The 20,853-nt window shown below is 49.2% G+C and carries 18 protein-coding genes and 3 pseudogenes; 6 read left to right on the top strand and 15 right to left on the bottom strand.

What is annotated here, in order from left to right:
- Nucleotides 1-396: 396 nt before the first annotated feature.
- The 3 genes from ATN88_RS13230 to cysS form a co-directional block, all read right to left on the bottom strand.
- Complete coding sequence (locus ATN88_RS13230; protein ID WP_232313187.1) at nucleotides 397-1,206, bottom strand: porin; 810 nt, start codon at nucleotides 1,204-1,206, stop codon at nucleotides 397-399.
- Nucleotides 1,203-1,352: a hypothetical protein gene (locus ATN88_RS27355; RefSeq protein WP_232313185.1), complete on the bottom strand. Its 150-nt coding sequence runs from the start codon at nucleotides 1,350-1,352 to the stop codon at nucleotides 1,203-1,205. Before ATN88_RS27355 ends, ATN88_RS13230 begins: the two co-directional genes overlap by 4 nt.
- 346 nt (nucleotides 1,353-1,698) lie before the next feature.
- On the bottom strand, nucleotides 1,699-3,084 hold the full coding sequence (cysS, locus tag ATN88_RS13225; protein WP_067416603.1) for a cysteine--tRNA ligase: 1,386 nt from the start codon (nucleotides 3,082-3,084) through the stop codon (nucleotides 1,699-1,701).
- A gap of 282 nt (nucleotides 3,085-3,366) precedes the next feature.
- On the opposite strand from cysS, the gene ATN88_RS13220 reads away from it, so the two are divergent.
- From ATN88_RS13220 to ATN88_RS27345, 4 genes are all read left to right on the top strand, one after another.
- Nucleotides 3,367-3,864 carry a peptidylprolyl isomerase gene (locus ATN88_RS13220; RefSeq protein ID WP_067416599.1) on the top strand — a complete coding sequence of 166 codons (498 nt, stop codon included), beginning with the start codon at nucleotides 3,367-3,369 and terminating at the stop codon, nucleotides 3,862-3,864.
- Between the two features lie 39 nt (nucleotides 3,865-3,903).
- Complete coding sequence (gene lpxH / locus ATN88_RS13215; RefSeq protein ID WP_067416596.1) at nucleotides 3,904-4,641, top strand: UDP-2,3-diacylglucosamine diphosphatase; 738 nt, start codon at nucleotides 3,904-3,906, stop codon at nucleotides 4,639-4,641.
- Nucleotides 4,642-4,804: 163 nt separating this feature from the next.
- On the top strand, nucleotides 4,805-5,062 hold the full coding sequence (locus tag ATN88_RS27350) for a hypothetical protein (protein WP_232313182.1): 258 nt from the start codon (nucleotides 4,805-4,807) through the stop codon (nucleotides 5,060-5,062).
- An 11-nt stretch (nucleotides 5,063-5,073) separates the two neighbouring features.
- Entirely contained in the window at nucleotides 5,074-5,427 is a 354-nt protein-coding gene (locus ATN88_RS27345; RefSeq protein ID WP_232313181.1) for an EAL domain-containing protein, read from the top strand.
- A 45-nt stretch (nucleotides 5,428-5,472) separates the two neighbouring features.
- Here the strand turns inward: ATN88_RS27345 and ATN88_RS13205 are convergent, their stop codons facing one another.
- Together ATN88_RS13205 and ATN88_RS13200 are read right to left on the bottom strand one after the other, a co-directional pair.
- On the bottom strand, nucleotides 5,473-6,960 hold the full coding sequence (locus tag ATN88_RS13205; RefSeq protein ID WP_067416592.1) for a CoA-acylating methylmalonate-semialdehyde dehydrogenase: 1,488 nt from the start codon (nucleotides 6,958-6,960) through the stop codon (nucleotides 5,473-5,475).
- Nucleotides 6,961-6,977: 17 nt separating this feature from the next.
- A pseudogene (locus ATN88_RS13200) lies at nucleotides 6,978-8,310 on the bottom strand (aminotransferase class III-fold pyridoxal phosphate-dependent enzyme).
- Between the two features lie 194 nt (nucleotides 8,311-8,504).
- Between ATN88_RS13200 and ATN88_RS13195 the strand changes: the two are divergent.
- Nucleotides 8,505-10,000, top strand: a pseudogene (locus tag ATN88_RS13195) (aldehyde dehydrogenase).
- A 230-nt stretch (nucleotides 10,001-10,230) separates the two neighbouring features.
- Here ATN88_RS13195 and ATN88_RS13190 read toward each other — a convergent pair.
- The 4 genes from ATN88_RS13190 to ATN88_RS27335 all read right to left on the bottom strand — a co-directional run bounded on the left by ATN88_RS13190 (nucleotide 10,231) and on the right by ATN88_RS27335 (nucleotide 12,905).
- Entirely contained in the window at nucleotides 10,231-11,448 is a 1,218-nt protein-coding gene (locus ATN88_RS13190; protein ID WP_067416589.1) for a bifunctional alpha/beta hydrolase/OsmC family protein, read from the bottom strand.
- A 154-nt stretch (nucleotides 11,449-11,602) separates the two neighbouring features.
- Nucleotides 11,603-12,196: an NAD(P)/FAD-dependent oxidoreductase gene (locus ATN88_RS27340; RefSeq protein WP_232313178.1), complete on the bottom strand. Its 594-nt coding sequence runs from the start codon at nucleotides 12,194-12,196 to the stop codon at nucleotides 11,603-11,605.
- A 14-nt stretch (nucleotides 12,197-12,210) separates the two neighbouring features.
- Nucleotides 12,211-12,426: an FAD-dependent oxidoreductase gene (locus tag ATN88_RS28615; protein ID WP_332308898.1), complete on the bottom strand. Its 216-nt coding sequence runs from the start codon at nucleotides 12,424-12,426 to the stop codon at nucleotides 12,211-12,213.
- Complete coding sequence (locus tag ATN88_RS27335; protein WP_232313176.1) at nucleotides 12,333-12,905, bottom strand: NAD(P)/FAD-dependent oxidoreductase; 573 nt, start codon at nucleotides 12,903-12,905, stop codon at nucleotides 12,333-12,335. Before ATN88_RS27335 ends, ATN88_RS28615 begins: the two co-directional genes overlap by 94 nt.
- Before the next feature lie 342 nt (nucleotides 12,906-13,247).
- Here ATN88_RS27335 and ATN88_RS13180 point away from each other — a divergent pair, with 342 nt between their 5' ends.
- Complete coding sequence (locus ATN88_RS13180; protein ID WP_067416586.1) at nucleotides 13,248-13,796, top strand: cupin domain-containing protein; 549 nt, start codon at nucleotides 13,248-13,250, stop codon at nucleotides 13,794-13,796.
- Between the two features lie 33 nt (nucleotides 13,797-13,829).
- Here ATN88_RS13180 and ATN88_RS13175 read toward each other — a convergent pair whose 3' ends face one another.
- The 6 genes and pseudogenes from ATN88_RS13175 to ATN88_RS13150 all read right to left on the bottom strand — a co-directional run bounded on the left by ATN88_RS13175 (nucleotide 13,830) and on the right by ATN88_RS13150 (nucleotide 20,813).
- A complete protein-coding gene (locus tag ATN88_RS13175; RefSeq protein WP_067416583.1) occupies nucleotides 13,830-15,158 on the bottom strand; it encodes an NAD(P)/FAD-dependent oxidoreductase in 1,329 nt (442 codons plus the stop codon).
- Nucleotides 15,159-15,204: 46 nt separating this feature from the next.
- Entirely contained in the window at nucleotides 15,205-16,047 is an 843-nt protein-coding gene (locus tag ATN88_RS13170; protein WP_067416580.1) for an ABC transporter permease subunit, read from the bottom strand.
- Nucleotides 16,044-16,996, bottom strand: a pseudogene (locus ATN88_RS13165) (ABC transporter permease subunit). Before ATN88_RS13165 ends, ATN88_RS13170 begins: the two are co-directional and overlap by 4 nt.
- Nucleotides 16,993-18,117, bottom strand: a complete 1,125-nt coding sequence (gene potA / locus ATN88_RS13160) for a polyamine ABC transporter ATP-binding protein (RefSeq protein WP_067416577.1) — start codon at nucleotides 18,115-18,117, stop codon at nucleotides 16,993-16,995. The pseudogene ATN88_RS13165 and the gene potA overlap by 4 nt, the downstream one beginning before the upstream one ends.
- Before the next feature lie 74 nt (nucleotides 18,118-18,191).
- Nucleotides 18,192-19,292 (bottom strand): polyamine ABC transporter substrate-binding protein, encoded by a 1,101-nt coding sequence (locus ATN88_RS13155; protein ID WP_067416574.1) that lies wholly within the window; start codon nucleotides 19,290-19,292, stop codon nucleotides 18,192-18,194.
- 132 nt (nucleotides 19,293-19,424) lie between these two features.
- A complete protein-coding gene (locus ATN88_RS13150) occupies nucleotides 19,425-20,813 on the bottom strand; it encodes an aspartate aminotransferase family protein (protein ID WP_067416570.1) in 1,389 nt (462 codons plus the stop codon).
- Nucleotides 20,814-20,853: the final 40 nt, after the last annotated feature.

Raw genomic sequence — 20,853 nt, 5'->3', positions numbered from 1 at the left:
CATTAAGGTTTATTTAATTTTAATTAATATGGCGAGTCTTTTATTTTGTTGGCTTTTGAGAAGGAAAAAGAGAAATAAGTGCGAGTCATATCTTAATTAAATATTATACCGAACTTTTGTTCAGGCACCATTCAACTAACTGTGTTAACGCTCTAAAAATTAGAAATATTCTTTCACAAGTTCAACTTACATTCAGGTTGATTTAATAAAGTGAAGTGGAAGGCATTCATCGAGCAGATGGATCTGGCGACCTGTCTTCACCTTGCAGGCAAAGAAGGCAGCCAAGGTTACTTACTGTCCTTTTAGTAACCTTGACTGATAGATCTCCCCTAGCAGAGCGCAGACTCAACGCTGTGTTTCTGTTCCTTCTTTTAGCCTGCAGCTCTTAATGGGAGCTTAGAAACTATAACGAATACCGGCCTGGAATTGATCGTCGTTGGCTTGACCGTCTAAACGATTAAATTCATAACCTGCGTAAGTAACAAAATTATTTGTTATATTATAAACACCTTCAATAGCGTTGCTATTTACTGCGTATTCATTAACTTTCGCCGTGGCTTTATAATCAGAGTCGCGATAGTTATAAACGTATCTAAATATAAAGTCGCCAACTGTATATTGTGTAGCAATCTCATAGCCTTCGATATCGACTTTATCAATCTCACCATTCACATATAAACCGCCAATATAAAAATCACCCAAGGTATAAGCCAAAGCGACATTATATTGATCGGCGTCTACACTATCTTGCTCACCGGCAATATAACCCACACCCACTTGTAAGCCCGTTGGTGAGTTATAGAACACCGAGCCACCGCCCGTGTAGTTGCCTTTGCTGTCGTCTTTGATGTAGTTAAGGGTAACTGTCATATCCAGAGGGAGTTGAGCCAGATAGACAAAGTTGTTCTCTTGCTCGTCCGCATTGCCATTGAGGATATCGGCTGAGTTACCGCCGAAGGTCTCCATAATGTCAGTGACATTGGTAACGATAACCTGTGCTGAATCCTGAATACCATAAGAAAACGCACCATACGCTGTGCCGATACCTGCATACATATAGCGGTTATCAATATCAGAACTGCCTGAGGTGAGCTCGCCATTGTAGTAACCAAACACATTAATGGAGTCAGTGACCTGCGTTTTTCCGTCAATATAGATTCGAGCACGGCTGATATCGTCAAATGAGCTCGAATCGCTTGAATTCAATTCATTGGCATCAGAGATATTGAATCGTGCTCGACACGGCCACCAATATCTAACGAGGCATCTTTCGTTTTGTAGATGTTTACTGCTTGGGCACCAAAGCTAATCGTACTGCTGATTATGATTGCGATAGTCGTTAGCTTATTCATACTTCCTTCCTCAAAAACGTTCTTAGAAAACGATGGCTCAGGTGCATGTAAGAATGAGATTTATGCTTTTCCAACACTAGCCGCCACGCAGAGCCACCTCTGGTCTTAAGACCACCAGTGAAGGATTGTCGATAACCATCGTAATTTAGTTCTAACTAATGAGAAACGGCGAAAGATATTAATCCTGTTACATAGCGCGGGAAGTATAGTCGACAGGGTTCGCGAGATTAGAGTGAAACTATTGCAAATTGAAATTGCGAATTTCTGGCTAATAGCTACCTAATTTTTTGATATGGCAATAAAAAACGGCGCATAGTGCGCCGTTTCATTTGAGAGCGAAGTGAGATTACTTACGACGCCACGTTGTGCCTGCTGCACCGTCTTCCAGCACGATACCCATTTCGGTCAGTGCATCACGTGCAGCATCAGCGGCGGCCCAATCTTTGCTCGCACGTGCATCGTTACGTGCTTTGATAAGTGCTTCGATTTGTGCCACTTCGTCGTCACCACCTTGCGCATTGCCCTGCAGGAATGCTTCAGGATCCTGACCCAGAAGACCCAGAACGTCAGCCAGTTCACGCATACGCGCTGCCAGCTTAGAAGCACCTTCAATGTCTTCTGCTTTCAGGCGGTTAATTTCACGCGCCATGTCGAACAGCACTGAGTATGCTTCTGGCGTGTTGAAGTCGTCATCCATCGCTGCTTTGAAGCGCTCAACAAATGCTTCGCCACCTTCTGCTGCCACAGACAAGTCCAGACCACGCAAAGAGGTGTACAAACGCTCCATCGACGCACGCGCTTGCTTCAGGTTTTCTTCGCTGTAGTTTAGCTGGCTACGGTAGTGGCCAGACATCAAGAAGTAACGAACGGTTTCTGCGTCGTAGTGCGCCAGTACATCACGGATAGTAAAGAAGTTACCCAGTGACTTAGACATCTTCTCACGGTCAACCATCACCATGCCGCTGTGCATCCACGTGTTTACGTACTTGGTGTCGTGTGCACAGCATGATTGCGCGATTTCGTTCTCGTGGTGTGGGAAGGTCAGGTCTGAACCACCGCCGTGAATGTCAAAGTGGTTACCCAGAATCGCTGAGTTCATTGCTGAACATTCAATGTGCCAGCCTGGACGACCTGGACCCCATGGAGATTCCCATGTTGGCTCGCCTGGCTTAGACATTTTCCACAGTACGAAGTCCAGTGGGCTCTTCTTCGCTTCTTCAACATCAACACGCGCGCCCGCTTGCAGTTGCTCAAGGTCTTGGCGAGACAGCTTGCCGTACTCGTCGAACTTCGCCACTTCAAACAGCACGTCGCCGTTTGATGCAACATACGCAAAACCACGCTCAATCAGACGCTCAACCAACTCAATGATTTCTGGGATGAACTGCGTCGCACGTGGCTCAACGTCAGGGCGCTTCATGTTCAGCGCATCAAAGTCCGCGTACATTTCGCCGATCAGACGCTCAGTCAGTGCATCACAGGTTTCGCCGTTTTCGTTCGCGCGCTTGATGATTTTGTCATCGATGTCAGTGATGTTACGAACGAATTTCAGGTCGTAACCCAGAAAACGCAGGTAGCGAGAAACAACGTCGAAAGACACGAAGGTACGACCGTGGCCGATATGACACAAATCGTAAATGGTAACCCCACACACATACATACCAACCTTGCCAGGCTGAATAGGTTTAAATTCTTCTTTTTGCTTGGTGAGGGAGTTGTAAATCTTCAACATAGTAGTCGGGTTACCCATTACAATAAAACAGTGAATATGAGAAAAGCATATTACACCCTTTCCTATGGTTTTAGGCAAGGCAATAGAAGGTAAGGTGAACGAATTCGGCCAAGAGAAAAGCACTTGGCTCGATCTATGTGCTTTTTTCGTGTGAGATCGGTTGAATGTGACTACCACTAGGATAGAATCAACCGTTTAAAGCCAAACGCGTTCAGGGACCTGCGCAACGTCAGTCTGAGTCCTTGGGTTGCAACGTTAACAGTCCCTAATTAGGAACATATCATGGTTACGCTTCATACCAACTTTGGTGACATCAAAATCCAACTTAACACTGAGAAAGCACCGGTGACTGCGGAGAACTTCCTGCAATACTGCCGCGATGGTTTCTACAACGGTACTCTGTTCCACCGTGTAATCGATGGTTTCATGATCCAAGGCGGCGGCATGGCTTCTGGCATGCAAGAGAAAGAAACTCGCGCGCCAATCAAAAACGAAGCTAACAACGGCCTGAGCAACAAAATTGGTACGCTGGCAATGGCGCGTACTATGGAACCACATTCTGCAAGTTCTCAGTTCTTCATCAACGTAAACAACAACACTTTCCTGGACTTCAAATCTGAGTCTATGGACGGTTGGGGTTACTGTGTTTTCGCTGAAGTGGTTGAAGGCATGGACATCGTAAACAAAATCAAAGGTGTTGCGACCGGTAACTGGGGCTACGTACACCAAGACGTGCCTGTAGAAGAAGTTATCATCGAAAGCGTTACCATCGAAGAATAAGACTCTGAGGGGCAGTGTAAATAACACTGCCCTCTTTCTATGACCGTACTATTTATTTCAGATCTCCATTTAAGCCCTTCCCATCCGGAAATCACTGACTGCTTTTTTCAGTTCATTCAGGGAGAAGCAACACAGGCATCTGCACTTTATGTGTTAGGTGATCTTTTCGAGTCTTGGATTGGCGACGATGACGAAACACCCTTGCACTTGAGCGTCGCTGAGGCATTTAAAACCCTGCACGATCGAGGCATTCCCGTGTACTTTATTCACGGAAATCGTGATTTTCTGGTTGGCAAACGCTTCGCTAAACTAGCGGGCATGACCTTGTTGCCAGAGCATTGCGTGATTGATTTGTTCGGCAAGCCTACGCTTATCATGCACGGTGACACCCTGTGTATTCAGGACGAAGCTTACCAACGCTATCGTAAAAAAGTGCATAACAAGCTGATTCAGTGGCTATTTTTCCGTTTGCCATTGCGCACTCGCAAGAAGATCGGTGAAAAGCTACGTCAAAGCAGCAGCGACCAAAACCAGCATAAATCCTATGAGATCATGGACGTTGACCCTGCTGAAGTGCTTCGAATTATGGACAGTGAAAACGTGACCCAACTGATTCACGGCCACACTCACAGACCGGCAAAGCATGACATAAGCATTAGTGACCAGCCTGCGCAGCGAATCGTGTTGGGTGACTGGTATACGCAAGGCTCAATCTTGCGCTGTACAGAGGACGGTTGCGAGCTAGAAACCCGCGCTTTTGATGCGATACCTCCCTAGATAAAAAACAATTACAGAAATGTTTGCTAGATCAAGATGAGAAAAGTATGGTTTGCCCCATTATTTTTCTTCGCGAAATATCAAACTTATTTAGTACTCTCACTATTGAGACATCTTATACAATTAGTTTCGCATCTAAATTTCAAGGCACATCGATTTTTTTATGAGTTCCAGCATCGCACGACAAGCCATTTTCGACCGACAACGTAATGTTGTCGCTTACGAACTCCTCTTTCGTGATGGGCAGAGCGACTCCTTCCCTTGTGTCCCTGCAAGGTATGCCACGCAAACCGTTCTACAAACATTGTTTCGACAAGGCGTTCATCCCGTCTCTTTATCGGATGACAAGCCCGTGTTTATTAACTTCGGGTTTGAAAGCTTGGTCGATGGCACCGCCTCCAATACCCGAAAGAAGCGTTAATCGTTGAAGTATTGGAAGATTGCGAGCCCAATGCGGCATTGTTTTCTGCGCTAACCACGCTGAAGTCTCACGGTTTTAAAATAGCTTTCGACGACTTCACACCGAGTGAACGTTGGCTCTCTTTCATCCCGTTGGCAGACATCATAAAAATAGACTTCCGAGCACTCTCCTTCTTAGACATCGAAGCATTTGTAAATACTTACCGAAGTGCGTTTTCGTTCCAGCTGTTGGCTGAAAAAATCGAGACTCAAGCTGAATTTGAGTTTGCTTTCGACCTTGGCTTTGATTTGTTCCAAGGCTACCGCTTTAGTAAGCCAGAGCGCATGATTGACCCTGAAGTGGTTGAAACCATAAAAGTCGCATAAAAAAAGGAGCCTTAGGCTCCTTTTTCGTTTCGTATTTGCCTCTCATTATTTCATGGTCGGCATGATGAAATCAGCCTGCACGCGTAATCCAGTAGGCCATCTCGCAGTGATGGCTTTTCGACGGGTGTAAAAACGCACACCATCAGGCCCGTGCATATGAAGCGGCCCAAAGAGAGAGCGTTTCCAACCGCCAAAACTATGGAACGCCATCGGAACAGGAATAGGCACGTTAACACCGACCATCCCCACTTGGATTTCGTGGCAGAACTGACGCGCTGCATCGCCGTTTTGGGTGAAAATAGCTGTACCGTTACCGAATTCATGTTCGTTGATAAGCTTAACGGCCGTCGCATAGTCAGGTACGCGCACGACAGACAGCACAGGACCAAAGATCTCGTCACGGTAAATCGTCATTTCTGGCGTCACATTGTCGAACAAACAGCCACCAAGGAAGAAGCCTTCGCCGCCTTCCGCGGTGACATTTCGGCCATCCACCACCAGTGTCGCGCCATCATCAACACCCGAAGCGACATAGCCCTCTACTTTCTTCAAATGATCCGCGGTGACCAAAGGTCCCATTTCCATGCCTTCAAGGACACCATTGCCAACTCGCAATGCTTCGACTTTTGGCGTTAATTTTTCAATCAACGCATCTGCGACATTACCCACCGCAACCGCAACGGATATCGCCATACAACGCTCTCCGGCTGAACCATACGCTGCGCCCATTAGTGCCGCGACGGCTTGGTCCAAATCCGCATCAGGCATCACGACCATATGGTTTTTCGCACCGCCCAGTGCCTGAACACGCTTACCGTGTTGTGACGCTGTGCTGTAGATGTATTCCGCGATAGGCGTAGAACCCACAAAGCTGACCGCTTGCACGTCAGGATGCGTCAGCAGCACATCCACTGCTTCTTTATCGCCGTTCACCACGTTAAACACGCCATCAGGCAAACCCGCTTCTTTTAGAAGCTCGGCGATTCGCATGGTCGAACTTGGGTCTTTCTCGGACGGTTTCATGATGAAGGTATTACCGCATGCAATGGCGATGGGGAACATCCACATGGGTACCATCACGGGGAAGTTGAACGGCGAAATACCGGCTACGACGCCCAGAGGCTGATTCAGTGACCAGGAGTCCACGCCCGTTGCGATCTGCTCCGTGATTTCACCTTTTAGCAAGTGAGGAATGCCGCAGGCAAATTCGACCACCTCTAGGCCTCGTGTCAGCTCACCCTTGGCATCTTCCAGCACTTTGCCGTGCTCTTTGGTGATCAGTGCTGCCAGCTCGTCCATGTTCGCTTCCACCAGCGATTTGAACTTAAACAATACGCGCGCACGACGGAGCGGCGACATTTCAGACCACTCATGAAAAGCGGCTTTCGCGGAGGCAATCGCTGCTTCGGTTTCTCCGGCAGATGCTAAGGAAACCTCACCGCTTACCTCGCCTGTCGCTGGATTATAAAGAGCTTGTCTGCGCTCGCTCTCTGCGGTGTGTGTTCCATCTACAAAGTGTGTAACTGAAGTCATGGTGTCATCCCTAAACGTTAAATGGCATTTCGTATCGCTTTTTCCAGCGTGGTGACAATTTGGTCGAGGTGCTTCGGCTCAACAATCAATGGTGGCGACATCGCAATAATGTCACCCGATGCGCGCACCAACAGGCCATCATAGAAACAGCGTGTAAAGACGTCATACCCACGCTTACCGATCCCCTTTTCACTCGGTGCAAACTGAATACCCGCAATGAGCCCAGTGTTTCTCACATCGATCACATTCGGGAGGTTCGCCAGCGAATGCACCGCATCTTCCCATGCCACTTCCATTTCTCGCGCTCGCTCGAACAGCTTTTCATCGCGGTAGATGTCCATGGTTGCTAACGCAGCAGCAGCCGCTACAGGATGACCTGAATAGGTATAGCCGTGGAAAAGCTCAATGGTGTCTTCTGGTGCTTGCATACACGCATCATAAATTTTCTCGCTGACAATCACGGCACCCATTGGAATAGCACCGTTTGTCAGGGCTTTCGCCGTCGTAATGATGTCTGGCACCACGTCCCAACGCTGGGCCGCAAACGCATCGCCGACGCGTCCGAATGCGTGATCACTTCATCAAAGATCAGCAAGATGTCATGTTTCGCGGTGATTTCACGAAGGCGTTTTAGATAGCAACAGGCGGAAGCACTACGCCACCAGAGCCAGACATGGGCTCTACCATCACGGCTGCGATGTTTTCTGCGCCATGCTGCGCGATCATGTGCTCAAGGTAATCCGCTTTTTCAATACCATGCTCTGGCAAGCCTTTTGAAAACGCATTGCGCTCAATGTCGAGCGTATGGGGCAGGTGAGCAACACTTGGGAGAAGTTGGCTGTTGAACGCTTTGCGGTTGTTCACCATGCCGCCAACAGAGATACCACCGAAACCCGTTCCGTGATAACCCAGTTCACGCCCAATAAACATGGTGCGATTAGCATGACCTCGAGCACGCTGATAAGCCAGTGCAATTTTCAATGCCGTATCACCTGACTCAGAGCCAGAGTTGGTAAAGAAGACTCGGTTCAATTCGCCCGGTGCCATTGCAGCCAATCGCTCAGCAAGTTCAAACGGCAGTGGATGCCCCATTTGAAAGGTCGGTGCATAGTCCAGTTGCGAAATCTGACGACTCACCGCGTCAGTGATTTCCGGTCGGCTATGACCCGCATTACAACACCAAAGACCCGCGGTTGAATCCAACACCGAGTTACCTTCCACATCGGTGTAATACATTCCCTCGGCTTTGACGAGTAATCGTGGCATGGCCTTATATTGTCTGTTTGCCGTAAACGGCATCCAGAAGTTATTGAGACTCGCCCCTTCGCTCTGTGGTTTTTGCACTGCCATAGTCAAGTTTCCTTACATGCCAATGTTCATTGCACGTTGTCGTTTGGACAACACCATGTCAAATATAATGAACAGTATATAAACTGTGTTCAAGATAAAAAGAATAATTTACGAAATTGTAAAATATTTTGAAATGGTGCACAGTGAACACATCGTGTGCGATGAACCTTATCTGACGAAAGGAATGGATGATTATGAGTGCTCGATTGTCTCGCAATGACTGGGAAATGAAGGCGCAAGCTCTGGCAATTGAAGGGCGTGCATTTATCGATGGTGAATACCAAGCCGCTGATTCTGGTGACACATTTGATTGTTTAAGCCCGATTGATGGCCGACTCCTTGCCAAGGTGGCCAGTTGCGATTTGGCCGATGCCAACAAGGCTGTCATCAGTACCCGTAACACGTTTGAGAGCGGTGTTTGGTCACAAATGGCCCCTGCCGAGCGAAAAAAAATTGTTATCCGTTTTGCAGAGCTGATTGAAGAGAACGGCGATGAACTCGCGTTGCTGGAAACCCTCGACATGGGTAAACCTATCCGCTACTCAAAAGCGGTGGATGTTTACGGTGCCGCTCGTGCAATCCGGTGGTCAGGCGAAGCAGTCGATAAAATCTACGATGAATTGGCACCCACGCCGCACAATGAAATCGGTATGATCACCCGTGAACCAATCGGTGTTGTCGCTGCAATTGTGCCGTGGAACTTCCCAATGCTGATGGCGTGCTGGAAGCTTGGTCCTGCTTTGGCGGCTGGTAATTCGGTCATTCTTAAACCCTCAGAAAAATCTCCCTTAACCGCTATCAAGCTGGGTCAATTGGCTCTGGACGCTGGCATGCCTAAAGGGGTGTTGAACGTACTTCCAGGCTTTGGGCACACAGTAGCAAATCGCTCGCCTTACATATGGACGTGGATACCTTAGTGTTCACTGGCTCAACACGCATCGCCAAACAACTGATGATTTACGCTGGCGAGTCCAACATGAAGCGCGTGTGGCTCGAAGCAGGCGGCAAGAGCCCAAACATCGTGTTTGAAGATGCGCCGGATTTAGATGCCGCAGCCGAAGCCGCCGCTTCCGCCATCGCCTTTAACCAAGGGGAAGTCTGTACCGCGGGCTCACGCTTGTTGGTCGAAGCCTCCATCAAGAACGTCTTTGTCTCCAAAGTCGTGGAAGCACTACGTACTTGGCAACCCGGGCATCCGCTCGACCCTGAAACTCAAGTCGGTGCCATGGTGGATCAACAGCAGCTTGAAACTGTTCTTTCCTATGTCGAAAAAGGGCAAGCGGCTGGTGCTGCGCTGCTTTGTGGCGGCAAGCAAATCATGGAAGAAACGGGAGGGCTGTTTGTTGCGCCCACCGTGTTCGATAATGTGAACAATGAAATGACCATTGCCCAGGAAGAGATTTTTGGTCCCGTTTTGTCTGTTATCACCTTCAATTCTCTAGAAGAGGCGATCGCGATTGCCAACGACACTGACTATGGTCTCGCCTCTGCCGTTTGGACATCAGACATCAGCAAAGCGCACAAGACTGCGAAAGCGCTGAAAACGGGGATGGTGTGGATTAATCACTATGACGGCGGTGACATGACCGCACCGTTTGGCGGTTATAAACAGTCAGGTAATGGTAGAGACAAGTCTCTGCATGCTTTTGAAAAGTACACCGAAGTGAAAGCGACCTGGATTGCACTGTAGCGAGAAAGCTTCCTAGATAAAATTAACGCCCCAATTGGGGCGTTAATGTTTGTTTTATACCCAAACGACCTGAAGCTGCTGGAGTTCAGAGGTCATCAATGCACTCAATTCGAGGCAAATTTCGCGAGGAATAGTTATTCTATTTCCGTGGAATTTAACGAAGAAGTGGGTGCATTGAAGCCCTCTCTTTGGGCGAGTTGAATCCTGCATCTTCAAGTTGTTTGGGTATATCAGCCCTTGAGTTTGGTCGTGATGACCACTTTCCCCTCCAAGGTTTTGTGTACCGGGCATTTATCCGCAATTTCTAACAAACGCTGACGCTCTTCGTCCGTCAAATCACCAAACAACTCGATCTCTCTTGCGAGCACTTCGACTTTCGCATGGTCTTCATCACAATGCTCACAGTCATCGCCGTGCTGCCGACTATGAGACAGTGTCACTTTGACGTCATCTAAGTTCAGTTTTTTTCGATTGGCATACATGCGAAGCGTCATGGACGTACACGCCCCCAAGCCGGCAAGCACATGCTCGTATGGATCTGGTCCTAAGTTGTCACCGCTGTAATCAACTGGTTCATCAGCAAACCATTGGTGGTGGTCTGTTTGAATGGTGCGGGTAAATTGCTTGTTGTGCTCATGCACCAGCACTTCCCCACGCTTCACCCCTTCTTTGGCTTCTTTCACCGGTGCCGCTTTGTCGATGTAGCGATGTGACCAGGCCGCAATCAGTTCCGCCACATAGGTGGCATCGTCTTTGTTGGTCAGCAGGTGATCGGCAGTATCCAAGGTAACAAAGCTTTTGGGATGTTTAGCGCGAAGGTAGATTTTCTCGGCTTCACGAATAGACACAATGTTATCGATGGGAGAATGCATCACCAACAGCGGGACGCGAAGTGATTCGATATCGTCATTCTCTTCACGGATATCATCCAGAAACTGCTTTTTGATGGTAAACGGTCGACCTGCAAGGCTCACCTCGGCCTCGCCAGTCGCGTCAATTGCCTCGACATGGGCAGCAAATTGCTTGGCAACATGTTCAGCGTCTGCTGGCGCACCTATGGTCGCAACGGCCGATATTTCAGGAATACGATGCGCAGCCGACAGCACAGCTCGTCCCCCCAAACTGTGTCCGATTAGCAATAACGGGGCTTCATAGTTCTCACGCAAGAAATCTGCCGCCGATACCAAATCATCGACATTTGAGGAGAAGTTAGTGTTGGCAAAATCACCATCACTGCCACCAAGACCAGTAAAGTCAAAGCGGAACACTGCGAAGCCGATATTCACTAAGGCTCTAGAAATCCGAGACGCTGCGGCAACATCTTTACCGCAGGTAAAACAGTGGGCAAACAGTGCATACCCTCGCGCAGCATGTTCAGGCGTTTCAAGCATGCCCGCCAAGATATTCCCACCACTTTGAAATGTTATTTTTGCGCGCTTTCCTGCCATCTTTATTCTCCTTATTTGTCCACTCTTACAGACTAGATGCGAAGGAGAAGACCGGATAACGAGAAAAGTATGACAGCGCGTCTCTCGCTTATGCTTGAGACGCCTTGCCCATTAACTTGAAGATGCAGAATTCAACGAAATTGAAATGCGCGATTTATTGCAACGCTTCCATAACGCGGTAGTAAGTCATGCCGATGGCTAACAGCGGGGAGCGCAAAAGCGGGCCACCGGGGAACGTCATGTGTTTGACCTTGGCGAACACATCAAAGCGCTCGGCGGTGCCTGAAATGGCTTCAGCAATGACTCGGCCGGCCATGTGAGTGGCATTGAGGCCATGCCCCGAATACGCCTGCGCAAAAAAGATGTTTGGCGCATCAGGCAAACTGCCAATCTGAGGCAGACGGTTCGCACCAATGCCGATCATTCCGCCCCATTCAAAGTCGATGTTCAAGCCTATTAACTGCGGGAATACGCGTTCAAGGTTAGGCAGTAGAGCAGCAGTAATGTCACGAGGGTCTTTGCCGGAATAGGTACACAAACCACCAAACAACAGGCGGTTGTCACCGGAAAGATGGTAGTAGTCCAACGCGATACTCAGGTCGGCGAAAGACATGTTCTTTGGAATGGTGCTTGCGACTTGCTCGTCAGTCAGCGGTTCGGTCGCGATGATATAACTGCCCGCAGGCAAGACTTTCCCGCCGATATACGGCTCGAGCTTATGCCCGATGTAGGCATTACCTGCCAGCAATAAGTAACTGCATGTCACCTGCCTTTTGGCGTTTTCACTAAGGGTTTGGTGCCTTTTTGTATTTCAATGGCTGGGCTGTCTTCAAACAATTGAACACCCAGTCCAGCCGCAGCAACGGCTTCACCTGCTACAAGATTCAAGGGGTGTAAGTGACCGCTGCCCATGTCCAACATGCCACCGATATAGCGTTCAGAGCCGATAACCTCGGCAAGTCCTGACTTATCAAGCATACGTATTTCATGGGGATAGCGTTTTCCGTGAGATCGTCGAAATCGTCCTGTAGCTCTTTCATGTGGGAGGGCTTTAGCGCGAGATCGCAGTAGCCCATCACAAGATCGCAATCGATGTTAAATTCATCAACGCGATCTTTGACGATCTGCACCGCTTCTACGCCCATTTGGTTGATGGCATCCACGCCTTCGCGCCCAATCTGATTAGTGAATTGTTCAATGCCATGCCCGATGCCACGAATGAGCTCACCACCATTACGGCCTGACGCGCCCCAACCGATCTTGTTGGCTTCGAGCAACGCAACAGAAAAGCCTTTTTTTGCCAGTTCAATCGCTGCGTTTACACCGCTGAGACCACCCCCGACGATACACACATCGACCGTCACCGCCTCTGAGAGTTCAGGATAGCGTTGTGGGTACTTGGCCGTAGCCGCGTAGTAAGACTGCGTGTGAGGCAATTGCGAAAGAGGCGTACCCATAACGACTTCCTTTGTAAAATATAATTAACAAAGACTAACGCATTTTCATGAAAGGGGTGAAGCATAAATTGTACACATCTTCATCAATATCTTATCTGGGTCACGTTGCCGATTTTTATTATGAAATCCTGATAAACGTTGCACTTTCATTACCCAAACAATCCCTCCTTTCAAGGAAGGAAAAAGTCCATGCATCATCATGATTGCTTGTTATTTTTTACGAGTCCCGCAAAGAGAGACAAAAAACTTGATATAGCGCACTAGGTAAGTAGGATGAAATGTTCAATATCTATTACAGTTAACACGTGATGCTGTCATCACTAAGCCACGGAGAGCGAAACATTGGATATCGGTGCAAATCTAAAGGCCGTACGAAAAAGCCGAGGATTATCTCAACGTGAACTGGCAAAGCGTGCTGGTGTCACCAACAGCACCATCTCAATGATTGAGAAAAACAGCGTCAGTCCTTCTGTGAGTTCACTGAAAAAAGTGCTGTCCGGCATTCCTATGTCACTGGTGGAATTCTTCTCTGCGGATATGGCGGAAAGCGACACCACGCCTGTGGTTTACCGCCAAGAAGACTTGCTCGAAATTGGTTCTGAAACCGTGTCAATGAAAGTGGTTGGTAAAGAGTTTCCAAACCGCGCCCTTTCTGTACTTTCCGAAATTTACCCACCGGGCACAGATTCAGGTGATGACATGCTACAACACGATGGTGAAGAATCTGGCATCGTGATCGAAGGTCGTTTGGAGCTTACCGTTGGTGAAGACGTGTTTGTGCTGGAAGAAGGCGACAGCTACTACTTCGACAGTAACAAACCGCACAAATTCGCCAACCCGTTTGATGCGACTTGCCGCTTATTCAGCGCAACGACACCCGCGAATTTCTGAAAAAAGCGTCCTTTCGGACGCTTTTTCATTCCATTAGATACCCAATTTATCCCGCACTGTGTAATACCAAGCCCCTAACGCTGAAAACGGCACACTGAACATGTGTCCGCCGGGGAACGGAAGATGTGGCAAACTGGCAAAAGCGTCAAACCTTTCTGCCTGTCCGCGTAAGACCTCCGACATCAATCGTCCCGCCAAATGGGTGTAGGTGACACCGTGTCCACTGCACCCTTGTGAGTAATAGATATTGCTGCCGATACGCCCTACTTGAGGCAAGCGGGACAAGGTCATCAAGAAATTCCCGGTCCAACAATAATCGATCTTCACGTTAGCCAGTTGCGGAAACGTTTTGAGCATTTTCGGGCGAATAATCGCTTCGATATTTTCTGGGTCGCGTGCACCGTAAACCACACCGCCACCGTAGATAAGCCGTTTGTCCCCAGAAAGACGGAAGTAATCCAGCAGGTAATTGCAGTCTTCGACGCAATAGTCTTGGGGCAACAAGCTTGCCGCCAAGTCCTCTGACAACGGCTCGGTCGTGACCACTTGCGTGCCACAGGGCATTGATTTGGCTTGTAGTTCTGGCATCAAACCACCGAGATACGCATTACCCGCAACAATCAAGAACGCCGCAGTCACAGAGCCTTCTGCGGTTTGCACTACAGCAGGTTCGCCGCGCTGAATGCTGACGGCAGCCGAATGTTCGTAAATCTTTCCACCTAAGCTCTCAACGGCAGCGGCTTCTCCCAACGCAAGATTAAGCGGGTGAATGTGCCCACCGCTTTTATCGAGCAATCCACCAACGTAGGATTCCGTATCCACCATACCGCGAATATCGCTGGCTGACAGCAATTCAAGTTGGTCGTTGCCGTATCGTTCCCAAAGGGCTTTTTGGTGTTCAAGTTCTTTAATTTGCTTATCGTTTAGTGCTGCGAAGATTCCGCCATCTTTGAGGTCACATTGGATGTTGTATTTCTCAACGCGCTCTCGAATAATCTTGCCACCTTCGAACGCCATCTCACCGAACAATGCCACCTTGTCTTTACCAACCGTCTTTTCAATCACGTCGATATCACGGCTGTAGCTGTTCACGATTTGCCCGCCGTTACGACCAGACGCGCCCCATCCGACTTTGGCCGCTTCTAGCACGACTACATTGAAGCCTGCTTCCAACAAATGGAGTGCTGACGACAAACCCGTGTAACCCGCACCTATGATACAAACGTCAGTGGTGATGTCCTCTTTCAGCGTTTCTCTTGCCGGAGAGGGATTGGCAGACGCAGCATAATAGGACGGCGCATGGTCAGATTGAGTCGCCTGTCTGGGTTGCTGCAACGCAATGGATTCTGTTTGTTCCAACATAATGATTCCGTCCTAATTTATGCTGTTTTGATTACTACAACCTTGATTAAACGTGTTCCGCTTCCTGCTTCAGCCGCTTCATTTCCTCTAGCGACTTTTGCTCTGCGCGCTTGGCGATATACCAAGACAAGAATGCAAACAGGGAGACCACCAAAATGATGAGGGTTGCCAACGCATTGATTTTCGGCGACACACCGAGTCTCACTGAGGAAAAGACCACCATAGGCAAGGTCGTTGAACCTGGGCCTGATACGAAGCTCGCGATGACTAAATCATCCAATGACAAGCTAAAACTCAACAACCAACCTGCGATGAGAGCGGGCGCAATCATGGGCATGGTGATCACAAAGAAAACTTTGAAAGGCGTGGCACCCAAATCCATACCCGCTTCTTCAATAGAAAAGTCCAACTCTCGTAGCCGCGAAGACACCACCACGGCGACATAGGCGGCGCAGAAGGTAGAGTGCGCAATCCACACCGTTGTCATGCCTCGCTCTGCCGGCCAACCAAATAATTCGCCCATTTGCACAAAGAGCAGCAAGAGCGAAAGGCCGATGATGACGTCGGGCATGACCAAGGGTGCTGTGATCATGTTTGAGAGCGTTAGCCTGCCCCATGAACGGCGAAACCGCGTCATGACAAAGGCAGCCAAGGTGCCGATAATCACCGCCATGGTTGAGCTGTAAAAGGCGATGCGCAAACTCGTCCATACGGCTTGGAGGATTTGTTCGTCTTTGAACAACTCGCCATACCATTTGGCTGAAAAGCCGCCCCAAACTGTGACCAACTTGGACGCGTTGAACGAGTAGATAATCAGGATCAGCATGGGTAGGTAGAGGAAGACCAACCCTACCCAAAGCATGACCGTCGAAAATTGCCAGCGTTTCATCGGTCAGCCTCCATATCCTTGGATTGATAGTGGTGGAACAGCGTGATGGGGATGATGAGCAACAGCAGCATGACGATCGCCAATGCCGAGGCCACAGGCCAATCGCGATTATTGAAGAACTCTTGCCACAACACTTTCCCAATCATCAGGGTTTCAGGGCCACCCAAAAGCTCTGGGATCACCACCTCCCCGACCACAGGGATAAACACCAACATTGAACCCGCGATAATCCCGCCTTTTGACAGTGGCAACGTCACCGACCAAAAGGTGTTGAAGTTACGTGAGCCCAAATCGGAGGCTGCTTCCAGCAAGGTGCCGTCGAGCTTCACCAAGTTGGCGTAAAGTGGCAGCACCATAAAGGGTAAATAGGTATACACAATGCCGATATACACGGCGACATTGGTGTTCAATATCTGAATCGGTTCGGAGATGATGCCAATCCACATCAAGGTGTTATTAATAATTCCCGTATTACTCAGCAGCCCCATCCATGCATAAACGCGAATAAGAAAAGAAGTCCATGATGGCAGCATGATGAGTAGCAATAGGACGGTTTGCATTTTAACGGGCGCACGGGCGATGGCGTAGGCCATCGGATACCCGAGGAACAAACAACCCAAGGTCGAAATGAAGGCTATCTTCAGTGAGCTTAAATACGCGAGGTAGTAAAGGTCGTCATCGAGAATACGCAGGTAGTTTTCAAGGTTCAGCGATATCTCAATGACTTCATCCACGTATTCGATGATGCTTCGTAGGGTGGAATGGCCAACGCCGCCATGGAGAAGCTGATTTTAAAAACAATCAGGAAAGGAACGGCAAAAAACAGCGACAACCAAAGGTAAGGGATCCCCATGGTGATGTACCGCCCTTTCGGAAACAGTATGCGGCTTTTGTGGGGCACTTTGATCAAATCAGAGGTTGTCGATTTGGGTTTTGTTGATACTGTCATACGCGCAATACCACACCACTGGTGGCCTCCCAGCTGATATACACTTCATCATCCCAGGTAGGGCGTTCTTGGCGGCGCGAGATGTTCGCCATGCTGCACATGACAACTTTATTGCTTGGCAGTTTGACGTAGTACACCGAGGTACCGCCAAGGTAGGCAATGTCGTGAACAATGCCCTTTGACCAGTTGTAGTCTTCCGCCGGTTCTTCGCGTGACAGCAGGGCTTTTTCTGGCCGGAGTGCCAGCCAGACTTTCTTTTCTTCGACGTTGGTATCCACGCCGTGCCCCACGTAAATTGGCTTGGCGGTTTCGTGCGATTCAATGATGCAGTGGTCCGTTTCGTCCACCACAATCTCACCTTCAAACAGGTTCACCGATCCAATGAATTCGGCGATCATTCTGCTGTTTGGACTTTCGTAGATATCAGTTGGTGTGCCGGTTTGCGCTATCCAGCCTTCGTGCATGATTGCGATGCGGCCAGCCATTGTCATAGCTTCTTCCTGATCATGCGTCACCATCACACAGGTCACGCCAACGCGTTCAAGGATGTCCACGACTTCAAGTTGCATCTGATTTCGAAGTTTTTTATCCAGCGCCCCCATGGGTTCATCAAGCAAAAGGAGTTTCGGGCGTTTGGCCAACGAACGGGCTAGTGCGACACGTTGACGCTGACCACCAGAAAGCTGGTGAGGCTTGCGCTTGGCATATTGCTCCATATGCACCAATCGCAGCATTTCACTGACACGCTCTTCGATTTCAGCTTTTTTCAGCTTGTCTTGCTTGAGGCCAAATGCAATGTTTTGCGCCACCGTCATATGAGGGAACAACGCGTAGGACTGGAACATCATGTTGATCGGGCGGTCGTATGGCGGCATATCCGTGATGTCTTCACCATCGAGATAGATGCGGCCGCTTGAAGGTTTTTCGAACCCTGCCAACATGCGAAGCAAAGTTGATTTCCCAGAACCCGAACCACCAAGCAGTGAGAAAATCTCCCCTTGCTCAATGGTCAGCGATACGTCATCAACCGCGCGTACATCACCAAACAGCTTGCTGACGCGATCGATTTTTAACAGCTCTTGCGCTGCTTTGCCGTTTCCAGCAGTCAGTGGATTGGTCACACCCCGTTCCTCCCTGTTACTACTCAGACTGTGATTGCAGGGGAAGGCCTACGATAGGCCGTCCCCTTTTCGCCTTACTGGCCGGTTTTCATGCGCGTCCAGGTTCGGTTCGACAATCGGCTGATCTTGAGTGGCAAAACTTCAGAGACGAACAGTTTCGCCATCACCTCTTGTGAAGGGTAAATGGAAGGGTTGTTGAGTACCTCTGGATCCACCAGCTTATTCGAGGCTGGGTTTGGATTGGCGTACGCCACGTAATCAGTTATGGGTGCGATAACTTCCGGGCGCAGGATGTAGTTCATAAAGGCATGCGCATTTTTCGCGTTTTTCGCATCAGCAGGAATTGCCATCATGTCGAACCAGAGCTGTGCGCCCTTACTCGGAATGGAATAGTCAATGACTTGTCCGTTACCTGCTTCTTCTGCACGATATGCGGCTTGGAAAATGTCACCAGAGAATCCGTAAGCAAGGCAAATATCACCGTTAGCAAGGTCGGTGATGTAGCGCGACGAATGGAAATAGGTCACGTAGGGGCGGATTTTAGCCAGCGCTTCACCTGCTTCTTTGTAATCGCTTTTCTTGGTGGAGTTTGGATCATGCCCAATGTATTGCAGCACTTGCGGCATCACTTCATCCGCTGAATCTACAATCGCAATGCCACAGTCTTTCAGCTTGGCCGCGTATTTGGGATCGAGCAGAAGATCCAGTTTGTTCTCTGGAATGTCATCACCCAGGCGCTCTTTGATTTTATCAACGTTGTAACCAATGCCGTTGGTGCCCCACATGTAAGGGATCGCATATTGGTTACCCGGATCGGCCATTTCCAAGCGCTGCATCAGCTTAGGATCAAGGTTGCCACTGTTGGTGAGAAGGCTCTTGTCCAGTGGCTGGAAAGCACCTGCCTTAATTTGTTTAGCAAGGAAGTTGTTCGACGGCACGACAAGGTCATAACCTGAGTTACCTGAAAGCAGTTTTGCTTCCAGTACGTCGTTACTGTCATAGACATCGTAGGTGACTTTGATGCCCGTTTCTTTTTCGAAGTTTTCAATCGTATCTTCGGCGATGTAATCGCTCCAATTGTAAATACGAAGGATTTCTTCTGCGTGAAGCCCAGTTGAAACCATCAAGCCTGCAAGCACAGTTGCAGTAACCTTGAGTCGGATTGCCATCTTCATGTTCTCTCCTTTGGGTTCTTTCCTTTTCGGAGTTAGCTCCTCACCTGACCACGTTTAGGGCCAGTGTTGATGGTTTGCTGATGCGGTGACGCATCAGCGCTATGAACCTTGATGTCGCCGTCAAACGTGTCGTTAGACGACGCCTTGAGCCTGCAAATGCGATAGCGTCAAATCCAATGCCAACCAGGCTTTCTCAATTAACTCATCCACTTCTTCGTGGTTAATCACCAGCGGCGGGCTGATGATCATGGTGTCGCCACAGGCGCGAAGCACCAATCCATTTTCGACGCTGAGGTCTCGGCAAATCACACCGATACCCACGTCCTCGTCAAACCTTGTCCGCGTCGCTTTGTCTTTCACCAATTCAATTGCAGCGACCAATCCTACTCCGCGCGCTTCACCCACCAGTGGGTGTTCAGCGAGGGTTTGCCACTTGCTCTGCAAGTAAGGGCCAATATCTTCTTTTACATATTGGACGAGATTTTTCTCTTTGATCACTTTGAGGTTCTCAAGAGCAACAGCGGCTGCCACGGGATGCCCCGAATAGGTATAGCCGTGGTTGAAATCGCCCCCTTCTTCTTCAAACGCATTCGCGACCCTGTCACTGACAATCACGCCCCCCATTGGCATGTAACCAGAGGTCATGCCTTTCGCGATCGGCATAAAGTCGGGTTTGATGCCGTAGTATTGGCTACCAAACCATTCACCCGTTCGGCCAAAGCCACAAATCACTTCATCGGCAATCATCAAGATGTCGTATTTTGCGAGGATTCGATTAATTTCAGGCCAGTAGGTTGAAGGCGGAATCACTACCCCACCTGCACCTTGGATCGGTTCGGCGATAAAGGCCGCAACCTTGTCTTCACCGATATCGAGAATCGCTTTTTCGAGCTCTTGCGCGGCTTTAATGCCAAAGTCCTCAGGAGACAGATCGCCACCTTCCCCGAACCAATAAGGCTGCGGGATGTGGTGAATACCCGGAATTGGCAGGCCACCTTGTTTGTGCATGGCTTTCATGCCGCCGAGGCTCGCACCTGCGACGGTCGAACCGTGATAGCCATTATGGCGACCAATAATGGTGAATTTTTCAGGTTGGCCTTTCAGCGACCAATAGTGGCGGACCATGCGAAGGACAGTGTCATTTGACTCAGACCCCGAACCGGTGAAGAACACTTGGTTCATATGATCAGGGGCGAGCGCAGCGATTTCTTTCGCCAACGCCACCACAGGCGGGTGTGCACATTGGAAGAAGCTGTTGTAATAAGGTAGTTCCATCATTTGGCGATAAGCCGCATCAGCGAGGCGTTTTTCCCCATAGCCAATGTTGGTGCACCAAAGGCCTGCCATACCATCAAGAATGCGGTTGCCGTCGCTGTCCCAGATGTACACGCCTTCCGCCCGCACTATCATGCGTGCCCCCTTTTCTCTCAGCGATTTATGATCGCTAAACGGGTGCAGATAATGTGCATTGTCGATAGCTTGTAGAGATCGTGTATCCAGATTTTGCGCGGCGTGAGTCATATCGCCTCCCACATCCTTGTACGTGATTAACTGGCAACCT

Source organism: Enterovibrio coralii, assembly GCF_001559595.1.
Classification (GTDB): domain Bacteria; phylum Pseudomonadota; class Gammaproteobacteria; order Enterobacterales; family Vibrionaceae; genus Enterovibrio; species Enterovibrio coralii.
The sequence above is the reverse complement of the archived record's forward strand: the minus strand, read 5'-3'. Positions and strand labels throughout refer to the sequence as shown.